The organism is Azoarcus indigens (assembly GCF_004361735.1).
Lineage (GTDB): Bacteria > Pseudomonadota > Gammaproteobacteria > Burkholderiales > Rhodocyclaceae > Azoarcus > Azoarcus indigens.
This window is the reverse complement of the sequence record NZ_SNVV01000033.1, coordinates 1-12,286: the sequence shown is the minus strand read 5'-3', so window position 1 is coordinate 12,286 and position 12,286 is coordinate 1. Positions and strand designations below refer to the sequence as shown.

8 protein-coding genes are annotated in these 12,286 nt (G+C 71.4%); 5 read left to right on the top strand and 3 right to left on the bottom strand.

Annotated features, from left to right (window positions below; genetic code table 11):
* Positions 1-161: 161 nt before the first annotated feature.
* Together C7389_RS23045 and C7389_RS23035 are read left to right on the top strand one after the other, a co-directional pair.
* A complete protein-coding gene (locus C7389_RS23045; protein WP_211168520.1) occupies positions 162-1,169 on the top strand; it encodes a LysR family transcriptional regulator in 1,008 nt (335 codons plus the stop codon).
* A gap of 679 nt (positions 1,170-1,848) precedes the next feature.
* Positions 1,849-5,193: an amidohydrolase family protein gene (locus C7389_RS23035; protein ID WP_133595015.1), complete on the top strand. Its 3,345-nt coding sequence runs from the start codon at positions 1,849-1,851 to the stop codon at positions 5,191-5,193.
* A gap of 247 nt (positions 5,194-5,440) precedes the next feature.
* Here C7389_RS23035 and C7389_RS24980 read toward each other — a convergent pair whose 3' ends face one another.
* Entirely contained in the window at positions 5,441-5,980 is a 540-nt protein-coding gene (locus C7389_RS24980; protein ID WP_168977725.1) for a hypothetical protein, read from the bottom strand.
* Between the two features lie 356 nt (positions 5,981-6,336).
* The gene (locus C7389_RS23025; RefSeq protein WP_133595014.1) at positions 6,337-6,915 is read right to left on the bottom strand and encodes a hypothetical protein; all 579 of its coding nucleotides are present in this window, start codon (positions 6,913-6,915) and stop codon (positions 6,337-6,339) included.
* Between the two features lie 326 nt (positions 6,916-7,241).
* On the opposite strand from C7389_RS23025, the gene C7389_RS24975 reads away from it, so the two are divergent.
* The 3 genes from C7389_RS24975 (at position 7,242) to C7389_RS23010 (ending at position 11,800) form a co-directional block, all read left to right on the top strand.
* Positions 7,242-7,598 (top strand): DUF2946 family protein, encoded by a 357-nt coding sequence (locus C7389_RS24975; RefSeq protein ID WP_162851817.1) that lies wholly within the window; start codon positions 7,242-7,244, stop codon positions 7,596-7,598.
* Between the two features lie 298 nt (positions 7,599-7,896).
* Entirely contained in the window at positions 7,897-10,083 is a 2,187-nt protein-coding gene (locus C7389_RS23015; RefSeq protein WP_133595012.1) for a TonB-dependent receptor, read from the top strand.
* A gap of 10 nt (positions 10,084-10,093) precedes the next feature.
* Positions 10,094-11,800, top strand: a complete 1,707-nt coding sequence (locus C7389_RS23010) for a PepSY domain-containing protein (protein ID WP_133595011.1) — start codon at positions 10,094-10,096, stop codon at positions 11,798-11,800.
* Between the two features lie 154 nt (positions 11,801-11,954).
* Here C7389_RS23010 and C7389_RS24970 read toward each other — a convergent pair whose 3' ends face one another.
* Positions 11,955-12,122, bottom strand: coding sequence for a hypothetical protein (locus tag C7389_RS24970; RefSeq protein ID WP_162851816.1), 168 nt, complete (start codon positions 12,120-12,122; stop codon positions 11,955-11,957).
* Positions 12,123-12,286: the final 164 nt, after the last annotated feature.

Genomic DNA, 12,286 nt, shown 5'->3' with positions numbered 1-12,286 from the left:
TCCCCCCCAAGGACCCGCGCGCTTCAAGACCGACCGCCACAAAACGATACGTGACTGGCTTGCGCGGGGATGTGCCAAAACCGCATCCCCTCGTTGCCCTTTTAGAAACTGCGCGCTTCCCGCCCGGGCGACGCGCGGTTTCCCAGCCCCAGGAGAATGAATTGGCCTTCAGGAACATGCGCGTCTGGCGCTATCTAGAGGAAGTGGTCAAGGCGGGATCGGTGCGGCACGCGGCGGAGCGCCTGTATGTCACCCCGTCCGCACTGTTGCGGCGCATCCAGGACATCGAGTTCGACCTCGGCACACCGCTGTTCGAGCGCAATGCCTCCGGCGTGCAGCTCACCGCCGCCGGCGAGCTTTTCATCGGCTGGGTGCGCACCCAGAACGCCGAGCTGCAGCGGGTGTGCTCGCAGATCGAGGAGCTGTCCGGCCTGCGCCGCGGCGAGATCCGCATCCACGTCAGCCAGGCCGCCGCGCGCAGCCTGCTGCTGGAGGAAATCAACCGCTTCCGCGCCCAGCACCCGCTGGTGAAGTTCAAGGTCACCGTCTCCGACCATGACACCGCGATGCGGGCGATGACCCAGTACGAGACCGACCTCATCCTCGTCTTCCGCCCGGTGCACGCCGCCGAACTGCAGCCGCTGATGTCCATCGGCCAGGGCATGGTGGCGGTGATGGCGCACGACCATCCGCTGGCGGAAAAGGCAGTGCTGCGGCTGCGCGAATGCCTGCAGTACGACATCGCCCTGCCGGACACCAGCTTCTCCGGCCGCCAGGTGATAGACGAAGTGCTGTCGCGCGGCACCGCGCGGGTGAACCCGGTGATGGAGGCCAACTCCTTCGAGCTGCTGTCCGACTTCGTGCGCCACAGCAACGCGCTGACCTTCCAGATCGACATCGGCGCCCGCCTGTGGCGCGACGACCCCACGCTGGCGGTGCGCCCGCTGGACAACGTCGATTCCGCCCACGGCCCGCTGGTGCTCGGCCAGCTGCGCGGCCGCAACCTGCCGGTGGCCGCGGCCAAGTTCGCCGAACAACTGGCCCGCCGCCTGGACGACATGCGCAGCCTGCCGCTGGCCGGCGGCGATGGCGAAGCCCCCGGCGGCAAGCCCGATGCCGGGGACGACGACGCCGGCGACGCCCCCGTCCCGCTGCTGCGTACCGCCTGAGCGCCCCATGCACATAGGTGGCACACCACTCTGGTGCGGGGATATCGCAAACGCACCCCGACGGGGCGAAAAACGGCCGGCAGCCGGCATGCCACCTGACTGAAACCGCCAACAGGCCAGCGAAACGCATCGCTTTTTTCGCACGCCGGTGTAGCCCAAAAGGCCACACCCGCCACGCGGGCGCTCCTCTAGCATCCTCGCCGGAAATACGCCGCAGCCGGAGGTCCCCCCGCCTCCAGGCCTGCGGTGACTGCGGTGACTGCGGCGACTGCGGTGACTGCGGTGACTGCGGTGACTGCGGTGACTGCGGTGACTGCGGTGACTGCGGTGACTGCGGGCAGCAGGGTTTCTGACCCGGCGGAGCCCAAGCCGCCCCACTGCGCGGTCCCTCCCCTCCCGGATCGGAGATCGTCAGCGCAAGCTGGATGAAAGGCCCGCCGGGCACGCGCCACACTCCCAAACACCCCGCCAAAGACGTACCAGGAGATGAGATGCCCGCCTGACACGCGCGGTCTTTCCCCCTCCCCCTTGCGGGGGAGGGCCGGGGAGAGGGGGTCGCCCCGCAGAGGCGGCTGCCTGTCAGCGCCGCGAGCACCGCCTCCTCTCCCCCGGCCCCTCTCCCGCAAGGGGCGAGAAGAGAAAACCAACCGACCCGCCGAGACATGCAGGGATACCCCCTATGCCCACAGCGCCCCACCCCGCCGATGACGCACCTGAAGACCCCGCCCGCCGCCAGTTGCTGAAAGCCGGCGGCAGCCTGCCGCTGCTCGCGCTCTCACCCACGCTGACCGCCTGCGGCGCGCTGGCACTGCGCGACGCGCCGCCGCCCGCCATCGCTGCCGCCGCCCCCGCGGCGGAGACCGCAAGCCTGCCTCCCTTCCGCCCGCCGCCGCTCACCGGCAGCCTCCCGGTCACCCTCACCGAAGGCACCAACCTCGCCTTCGCCCTGTCGCCGGACGGCCGCAGCCTGGCGCTGGACCTGCAGGGCCTGCTATGGACGCTGCCGCTGGAGGGCGGCGAAGCCCGGCGGCTGGGCGGCGACCTGGACGACATCGCCCGCCCGGCCTGGTCGCCGGACGGCCAGCGGGTCGCCTTCCAGTCCTACCGCAGCGGCGGTTTCCAGCTGTGGAGCGTGCGCGCCGACGGCAGCGACCTGCGCCAGCACACCGACGGCGAACACGACTGCCGCGAGCCCTGCTACTCGCCGGACGGCCGCGAACTCGCCTTCGCCTCCGACCGCGGCGGCCGCTACGCCATCTACGCGCTGGCACTGGAGAGCGGCGCCATCCGGCTGGTGGCCGACAGCGACGGCGAAGACGGGGAACCGGCCTGGAGCCCGGACGGTCGCCACCTCGCCTTCTCCAGCAGCGGCCGCATCCTGGTAGCGGAGGCGCATCCGCCGGCCGGGCAGGCGCCCGCGCCGCACGTCGCCGTTGCCGGCCCCGGCGCCAGCGCGCCGGCATGGACGCCGGACGGCGGCGCCCTGGTCTATCGGCTGCTCGAAGGCAGCGGCCGCGACCTGCGCGCCAGCCGCCTGTGCCGCAGCCGCATCGACTGGCAGCAGCCGGATGACGGCAGCGCGGCGCGCGCCGGCTGGCCCTACCGCGTCGCCCTGAGCGAGGCCGGCGAAGACGTCTTTCCCTGCGCGGCGGCCTGGCTGGGCGCGCAGGAAGTGCTTTACGCCGCCGACGGCCGCCTGCGCCGCCGGCAGCTGGCCGCCCCCGCCGGCGGAGGCGGCAGTTCAACCGCCAGCACCGACATCCCCTTCTCCGCGCGCCTCGCCGTCACCCCGGCCGGCAGCTACCCCCGCCGCTACCGCGACTTCGACGACAACCAGCCGCGGCCGGTGAAAGGCATTGCCTTCCCGCAAAGCTCGCCGGACGGCAGCCGCATCGTCTTCGGCGCCCTCAACCAGCTCTGGCTGCTGCAGGTCGGCACCGCCACGCCACGCCGCCTCACCCACGACGGCTACGGCAAGACCTACCCCGCGTGGGCGCCGGACGGCAGGCGCATCGCCTACGCCTGCGACCGCGACGGCAACTACGACCTCTGGCTGCTCGATGCCGACAGCGGCGCCGAACGCCGCCTCACCCGCAGCCCTGTGCCGCTGAAGCAGGCCGCCTGGGCGCCGGACGGCCAGCACATCGCCTGCGCCGGCGAGGACGGCCGCATCTACCTGGTAGACGCCGACAGCGGCGCCATGCGCCCGCTGCTGCGGCAGACGGTGTGGTCCGGCCGCCCCAGCTGGTCGCCGGACGGCCGCTTCCTCGCCTACGCCGCCGTGCGCCCCTACGGCGCCCGCTACCGCGAAGGCCTCAACGCCATCCTGGTGCACGAACTCGCCAGTGGCCGGGCGCACTACCACCTGCCGCGCGCCGGCAGCGGAGTGGACGTGCGCAACGCCGCCGGCCCCTGCTGGTCCCCGGACGGCCGCCACCTCGCCCTCATCATGGCGCGGGTGATCTGGCGCCTGCCGGTGGCCGCCGACGGCAGCCCCGCCGGCGAGGCCGAAGCGCTCAACGCCGAAGACAGCGACGCCCTGTGCTGGACACTGCACGGCCGCGCGCTGGACTACCTGCACCACGGCCGCCTGCGCCGCCTGCACCTCGCCTCGTCTTCCCCCACGGGCGGCGGCGCCGGCCAACACCGCATCGAGGACATCCCCCTCGACCTCCGCTGGCAGCCCGCCTGGCCCACCGGCACCACCGTGATCCACGCCGGCCGCCTGTGGGACGGCCGCGCCGACCACTACCTGCGGGACGTGGACCTCGTCATCCACGGCCAGCGCATCGCCGCCATCGAGCCCCACCGCGCCGAACGCAGCGGCGTGCGCTGGGTGGACGCCAGCCGCCACTGCGTCATGCCCGGCCTCATCGACATGCACACCCACCGCGAGATGGGCAACCAGCTGGGCGACCGCGAGCCGCGCATCTTCCTCGCCTTCGGCATCACCACCACCCGCGGCCTCAGCGACAACGCCTACCTCTTCTTGCAGAACCGCGAAGCGGTGGAAGCCGGCGCCCGCATCGGCCCGCGCCACTTCGGCACCGGCGAAGCGCTGGACGGCCGCCGGGTGTTCTACGACAACATGCACCCGGTGAGCGACGAAGCCGCGGTGGCGCGGGAACTGGAGCGCGCCCGCGCGCTGGACTACGACCTCATCAAGACCTACGTGCGCCTGCCGCCCGCCCTGCACCGCCGCGCCACCGCCGGCGCCCATGCGCTCGGCATTCCCATCACCTCCCACTATCTCTTCCCCGCCGCCGCCTTCGGTGCCGACGGCTACGAGCACATGGGCGGCACCAGCCGCTTCGGCTACTCCCGCACCGGCAGCCAGACCGGCGTGATGTACCAGGACGTGCTCGCCCTCAGCGCCGCCGCCGGCCTGTGCCGCACCCCCACGGTGTTCGGTCTCGAAGGCCTGCTCGGCGACACCCCGGAACTGGTGCTGGACGACCCGCGGGTGCAGACCCTGTTCCCGCCCGCCGAACGCGCTGCGCTGGAAAAAGCCGCCCGCGGCGGCCCCTACCGCCCGCTGCCGGCGGTGGTGCGCCAGATCGACGCCATCCGCCGCATGCTGGCGGCCGGCGTGCGCATCGTCAGCGGCAGCGACTTCCCCATCGCCGCCGGCGGCATCTCGCTGCACCTCAACCTGCGCGCCATGGTCCGCCACGGCATCGCCCCCGCCGACGCCCTGCGCAGCGCCACCAGCGTGCCCGGCGCCGAACTCCACCCCGATCTCGGCACGCTGGCCGCCGGCAAGCTCGCCGACCTCGCCATCGTGGACGGCGACCCGCTGGCGCATATCGAACACGCCGCTGCCATCCGCGCAGTCATGGTCGGCGGCCGCCTGCACACCGTGGAGGAGCTGATCGCCCCCTACGCCGGCAAGAACGATCTGCCGCCCGCCCCCGCAGCCAGCCCTTCCGCCCATGACCGCCACTACGCCAGCGCCGAGGGCTACTGGTGGCACGATCCGCAATGGGTGGCAGAGGTGAGGCGGGCCTGCTGCGACCTGGGCTGAGGTGGGGCAGGAACGCCGGGGAGCAGGGTGTCAGACCGGTCCTGGAGCCGGTCCCGGGCCCGGGCACTGAGCGCCAGGCCATGGGCGCAGGGAATGGGGCGCTACGTCGGGCACGGGGCCGGATTGCAGCGCGCGGGTTCTGGCGTCCGGGAGCCGGAGAAGGCAGCCGCTCCGTTCAGCCCCTCCCCCTGGCGGGCGCCCCCTCTCCCCGGCCCTCCCCCGCCAGGGAGGAGGGAGAACCCTCCGCTCAGCGCGCTCCCCCCGACGCCTCATACCCCAGCGCCGCGAATATCCCCCGCCACTCCGCCTGCTGCCGCTCCAGCACCGGCTGCTGCCAGCGCTCCGGCCGCATGAAACCGTAGGGCGCGATCTGCTTCAGCAGCGCCATCCCGTCCTCCACGATGCGCGCCCGCTCCAGCTGCTTCTGCGCGATGAACACCACCTGCAGCTGGCGCAACTCCGACTGCATCGCCTCGTACTCCTCGTCCACCGGCCGCCGGAAGTCCAGCGTCTGCTCCGCGATGGCCCGCGTGAAATAGCCATCGAACAGCTCCGCCGCATGCTTCACCTTCTCCCGTGTCGCCCGCTCCTCCGCCCCCGGCCCGGACAGCGCCGAAGCGATCTCCCCGCCCAGCCCCGCCAGCCTGCGCGCGGAGTCGCTGAAGGTAGCGATGCCGCCCAGGACGATGCCGAGGATGATCAGGCTGGAGACGAAGCGGTTGCTGCGCGCCCACAGGAGGAAGCGATCCACCCGGGTCAGGGAAGGAGAAGACGGCTCGCGGACCATAAGCGCACCTGGAACAAGACGGATATGACCAGCATAGACGCTGCACCACACCGGCAAAGCCCCGCGATCAACCAGCCTCAACCCCTGCGGACCGAGGCAATCGGTGCTCCACGGAAACGCGCATTGCCTTCCATCGAACAGGTGGAAACAGCCCTGCGCCTCGCAGCCGCACTCCCGAATCCGCAAAGGTGGCGACTAGCCCAGCTCGCGAACGCCGGTCATTACCACGCTGCGCCGGCGCAGTCCGGCCAGTTGAGGCGGCTCCCGCAGCGTCAGAGCAGCCGGGGCGGCACGCCGCACAGGCGGGCAAGCACCCGATGTCAGCCGCCTGGAGGAAGCGCCATCTGCCGCAAGCCCTAGCGCCCCAGCCACGCATATCCCCCCAGCAACACCCCCACCACATAGGGCGCCGCCAGCGCCCAGCGCAGGAAGCTCAACCAGGCGGCGTTGTCGCGGTGGGCGAGCGGTCCGATGAGATGGCCCTTGGAGTCCTTCGGGTTGCCCAGCATCTCGCCCACCGCGGCCCACAGCTTCTTGAGGTTTTTCGACAGGCCGATCTCGAACACCAGGAAGAGCAGCGACAGGAAGATGCCGGTGCAGATCAGCAGCATCTCCGGCACCGGGTTGCCGCTCTTGTAGTACTGCCCGGCCAGCGCGCCGACGATGGACAGGTAGATGGGCAGCAGGATGTAGCGCACGCCGCCGTAGTAGCGCAGCGTGGCCATGGTCTCCTGGTAGGCGGTGGCCGGCGGTACCGCGGCCTGCGAGGTTTCGCTGCGTGGCAGGCGGTACTCGAGGCTGACGACGCGGCCGGCCTGCCCCGCTTGTGGCCCGCCCGCCAGCGCGCCCAGCAGGCGCTGCTCCTGGTGCAACTGGAATTCCGCCAGCTCGTCGGCGCTTGCCGCGCGGGCGTCGATCACGAATCGGATCGGCATCGCTCTCTCCCCGGGCCGCCCCGCGGCCATCCTGGGAGCATAGGCGATCGGGGCACGCAGTACAGCACCGAACGCAATCCTCGATGCCGGGATTGCCGCCCTGGCGCTCCGGCCCGCGGTGGCGCTGGCCTCATAAGCACATGGAATGGCTAGGGATTCCCAGGCCGGGGAGTACCACTTTCGCCTCAGCGGCCAGGCCTCCCCGCGGCGGCATTGCTGGTGTAGCATCCACCGCTCTTTGCCGGCCGCCGGGCGGGCCGGGGCAACGGAACGACGACACGCGACAGATGGGCATGAACCGCCGAACACGGGTACGGAGCAGCTGGATGGCGCTGGTCGCCTTCCTCTTCGTCCTGTTCGCGCCCAGCGCCGCGCCCGCCTTCCTGCAGCGCGCGGACAGTCCGCCCTGGATGCAGATCTGCACCATGGACGGCCTGGTGTCCATGCCCATGGAGATGGACATGGGCGATGGCGCCGGCAAGGCCGACGGCCAGCCTGCCGCCTCGCCCACCGGCCACTGCCTGCTGTGCTTCCAGCCGGCCACGCCGCCGGCCAATGAAACGCTGACGGTTGCCAGCCTGCCGGTGCTCGGTGGCGATCCGCCGCCACTGTTCTACCGCGCACCCTATCCGCTGTTCGTCTGGGCGACTGCCCAGCCCAGGGCCCCGCCGCTGGCGGCCTGATCCTCTCCACGCCCGCCGTCCGCCGCCGCATTCATCGCTGGCGCGAACGGGTCCGCGGCCACTTTCATCCTCCGGGACATGGCAGTTCGCCGGCCTTGCGGCCGCAGCGCGAGCGGCTGTCCGCATCAGGCCACCCGCACGCCTGCGGCAAGCACCGCCGGCGTCGCCAGCCTGACCGGCACCCGCTAGCCCCACGCTGCGCCGGCGCGCTGCGCGCCGACCACGCCTGCGTACAGAACGCGCCGGCGCGCCGCCGGCCGGCCGCCCTGCCCGGACAACACCATGAGCAGCAAGGATCATGTCCGACACCATCAGCTTCAGCCGCTTCACCCGCTTCAGCCACAGCATCTGCCCTTCCACCCGCCCGGCCCGCGCCGGCCTCGGCCTGAACGCCGCCCTGCTGCTCCTGCTCGCCCCCGCCGCCGCGCTGGCGCAGGACAGCGAGCGGACGCTGGCCGATGTCGTCGTCAGCGCCAGCGAAGGCGGCGCCGGCCTGTCGCTCAAGGCACCCGCCGCCACCGGCTCCACGCTGGGCCTCACGCCGATGGAAACGCCGGCCAGCCTGGACGTCATCAGCCGCGAGCAGCTGGAACAGCGCGGCGACCGCAGCCTCAACGACGCCATCACCCGCGCCGCCGGCATCAGCGCCATGGGCCACCCCGGCAATGGCGGCAGCGCGCTCTCCACCCGCGGCTTCACCGACGGCACCTCGGTGATGCGGCTGTACGACGGCCTGCGCCAGTACGGCGGCATCGGCGTCACCTTCCCCTTCGACACCTGGTCGGTGGAACGCATCGAGGTGCTGCGCGGGCCAGCCTCGGTGATCTACGGCGATGGCGCCATCGGCGGCGTGGTCAACGTCATCCCGAAGAAGCCGACGCGCGGCCCGATAGAAAACGAGGTGGAAGCCACCGTGGGCACCCTGGGCACCGCCCGCCTGGGCCTGGGCAGCGGCGGTGCCATCGACGAGCGCTGGTCCTACCGGGTGGACCTCAGCGGCAGCCGCAGCGACGGCTGGGTGGACCGCGGCGACAACCGCGACGCCACCTTCTCCGGCGCGCTGCAGTTCGATCCCTCGGCCGAACTCAGCCTGCGCCTCAGCCACGCCCACGGCTACCAGGAGCCGATGCGCTACTTCGGCACGCCGCTGGTGAACGGCCGCCAGCTGAGCGCCCTGCGCGACAAGAACTACAACGTGGCCGACGCCGAGATCCGCTACCGGGACGACTGGACCGCGCTGGACGCCACCTGGACGCCCAACGCCGCGACCACCGTGCGCGCCCGCCTCTACCACATCGAAAGCCAGCGCAACTGGCGCAACGCCGAGCGCTATGTCTACAACGCCGGCACCGGGCTGATAGACCGCTCCGACAACACCGACATCCAGCACGACCAGCGCCAGACCGGATTCACCGCCAACGCCGCCTTCGAGGGCCAGCTGTTCGGGCTGGACAACACCGTGTCCGTCGGCTTCGATGTAAACCGCAGCCGCTTCCGCCACAGCAACAACACCTATGTCGGCAGCTCCGGTCCGGTCGATCCCTACGACCCGGTGCCGGGCGCGTTCCAGAGCAGCATCCCGACCATTCCGCGCTACCGCAACACCGCCGAACAGCATGCCGTCTTCATCGAGGACAAGCTGGCGCTGAACGCGCAATGGACGTTGATCGCCGGCCTGCGCCGCGACCATGCCGACATCAGCCGCAAGGATCTGCTCACCGGCAGCCGCGCCTTCGAGCAGACCTACGACGACACCGGCTGGCGCCTGGGCACGGTGTTCCAGCTCAACCCCGACCTCGCCCTCTACGCCCAGTACGCCGAAGCCGCCGACCCGGTGAGCGCGCTGCTGATGCTGAGCACCGCCAACAGCGCCTTCGACCTTGCCCGGGGCCGCCAGAGCGAGATCGGCCTCAAGCAGCGCTTCTGGCAGGGCAAGGGCGAATGGACGCTGGCCGCCTACGAGATCGTCAAGACCGACATGCTGACCCGTGACGCCGCCAACCCTGCGCTGCGGGTGCAGGTGGGCCAGCAATCCAGCCGCGGCCTCGAAACCAGCGTGGCCGCCGACTTCGCCGCCGGCTGGCGGGTGGAAGCCAACGCCGCGCTGCTGCGGGCGCGCTACGACGACTTCACCGAGTCCGTCGGCGGCGTTGCCACCTCCCGCGACGGCAAGACACCGCCCAATGTGCCGGAGCGCCTCGCCAACCTGTGGCTGAGCTGGCACTTCCTGCCGCAATGGACCGCCAACGCCGGCCTGCGCCACGTCGGCAAGCGCTACGCCGACAACGCCAACACCCTGAAGCTGCCCGCCTACACCACCACCGACCTCTCCCTGCGCTGGGACATGGCGCGCAGCACCAGCCTGACCCTGAGTGGCTACAACGTGTTCGACAAGGAATACTTCACCACCGCCTACTACACCGCCACCCAGTGGCTGTACGGACCGGGCCGGCGGGTGGAACTCACGCTGAACCACCGCTTCTGAGCGCCAGCGCATGAAACCCGCCGCCCGCGCCAGGCGCCTCACCTACCTGCTGCACCGCTGGACCGGCATCGCCGGCTGCCTGCTGATGGCGCTGTGGTTCCTCAGCGGCGTGGTCATGCTCTTCGTCGGCTACCCCAAGCTCACGCCCTGGGAAAGGCTGGGCGCGCTGCCGCCGCTGGCGGCCGGGGGGCTGCTGTCGCCGGAGGCGGCGCTGGCGGCGGACATCGGCGGGGCGGCGGGCCTGGCGGGCGGATCGGCACAAGCTTCCGCCGCCGATCCGCCAGCCCAGCCGGGCCCCCGGCTCGCCACCGCCCGCAGCCTGGTACTCACCACCATCGCCGGCCAGCCGCGCTACCTGCTGCGCGAGACCGACGGACAGTTCCGCGTGCTGGAAGCAAACGGCAACACGGCACGCCCTGGCTCTCCAGTGAGCGCCGAAGCCGCCCTCGCCGAAGCGCGCAGCTACCTCCCCGGCGCCATCGCCCACTATGCAGGCCAAGTGGCGGAAGATCGCTGGACCCACTCCCGCGGCCTGGACGCCCACCGCCCGCTGCATAAAGTGGAAATGGAAAGCGGCGGCCAGGACCCGGCAGGCGGCGGCGAGCTCGGCGCCGTCACCCTCTACATCTCCGGCACCACCGGCCAGCTCGTGCTCGACGCTCCCCTCGCCCAGCAGCGCTGGAACTACCTCGGCGCCTGGCTGCACTGGCTCTATCTGTTCCGCGACCGCCCGGTCGACCCGGTATGGAGCTGGACGGTGATCCTGCTCTCCGCCCTGTGCACCCTCACCGCCCTCAGCGGCACCGTCGTCGGCCTGTGGCGCTGGCGCTTCGGCAGCCGCTATGCCTCCGGCTCCCGTTCGCCCTACCGCGCCGGCTGGATGCGCTGGCACCACCTCATCGGCCTGCTCTTCGCCGCCTTCGTCTGCACCTGGATCTTCAGCGGCCTGATGTCGATGAACCCGCTGCGCATCTTCGACCCCGCCGGCCCCGGCCCCAGGCTCGCCGCCTACCAGGGCGGCCCCCTGCCGCAGCCGCCGGCGCAAGCCGCCAGCGCCCAGCCGGGCCCGCCGGGCGGCGCCGGCCCGAACGCGCTTTACCCCGCCGCCCTCGCCATCCATCAGCTCCGCGCCGCCGGCTTCGAGCCAGTGGAACTCGCCTGGCGCAGCCTCGCCGGCCAGCCCTACCTTTACGCGCTGGACGCGCGGGGCAACAGCCGCCTGCTGGATGGCCCGCCCGAGGCCCCGCGCATCCGCGACACCTGGAGCGAAGCCGAAATCCGCCAGGCCGCCGCCCGCCTGTTCGACGCCCCCATCGCCCACCACCTGCGCCTCGACGCCCACGACGCCTACTACTACGCCCGCCACGCCGAAGCCATGAACGGCGCCCAGCCCCGCCGCCTGCCCGCCCTGCGCCTGGACTTCGCCGACGCCAACCGCACCCGCCTCTACATCGACCTCCACAGCGGCGACGTCGAACAAGCCCTCGCCCGCAGCCAGCGCGTCGGCCGCTGGCTGTTCTACTTCCTCCACAGCTGGGACCTCCCCGCCCTGCTGGCACTGGGCAGCCTGCGCGACGCCACGCTGATCCTGCTGAGCCTCGGCGGACTGGCGCTGGCGGCAAGCGGCACGGTGATCGGGTGGCGGCGGCTGCGGCGCGGGAAGGGCGAACACGCCTCGCCGCAGGCGCGGCGAGGCGTACAAAGGCAGTCCAGCTGAATGCCGGGGCGGCAGGCCACCCCCCTCGGCATCAAAGCGCCTTGGCCGCCTTGCCAAACTCGCGGTCCAGGATTTCCCGCCGCCGTTGCTGCCAGTCCTGCTCAGGAATTCAACTCGGCTTCGACGTCCGCGGTATCGAGCAAGGCGTGCCGCATCAACGCTCCTTGGCGAACTTGAGCACCTTCTTGCGCAGGGCCGCCCCGTCCTCGCGGGTGAAGTAGTGGTTGCGGGCGTCGATGTACTTCACCACCGTCCTGCCCTTGTTGGTGATCTGGAACTCGATCCATTCCGCCACGTCCTCCTCGCTGCAGTGGGCTTTCACCGTCAGCCAGAGCCGGCATCTCCCCCTTCGCCCTGGCACGGCGCGGCGCCTATCCGCCCCAAAAGAAAAGGTTCATCGCGCCTTTCCGGGGAAGGCGGCCTTGATCTTCAGGAAGAAATAGGCTGAGTCGCGGAATCCGTAGGCCATGCGCTTGATGACCTTGA

Excerpts from the sequence above, each read along its gene's own strand:
- C7389_RS23015 (WP_133595012.1), top strand. The coding sequence starts at position 7,897 with ATGTCCGACACCATCAGCTTCAGCCGCTTCACCCGCTTCAGCCACAGC.
- C7389_RS24980 (WP_168977725.1), bottom strand. The coding sequence starts at position 5,980 with ATGGTCCGCGAGCCGTCTTCTCCTTCCCTGACCCGGGTGGATCGCTTC.
- C7389_RS23010 (WP_133595011.1), top strand. The coding sequence starts at position 10,094 with ATGAAACCCGCCGCCCGCGCCAGGCGCCTCACCTACCTGCTGCACCGC.
- C7389_RS23035 (WP_133595015.1), top strand. The coding sequence starts at position 1,849 with ATGCCCACAGCGCCCCACCCCGCCGATGACGCACCTGAAGACCCCGCC.
- C7389_RS23025 (WP_133595014.1), bottom strand. The coding sequence starts at position 6,915 with ATGCCGATCCGATTCGTGATCGACGCCCGCGCGGCAAGCGCCGACGAG.
- C7389_RS24975 (WP_162851817.1), top strand. The coding sequence starts at position 7,242 with ATGGCGCTGGTCGCCTTCCTCTTCGTCCTGTTCGCGCCCAGCGCCGCG.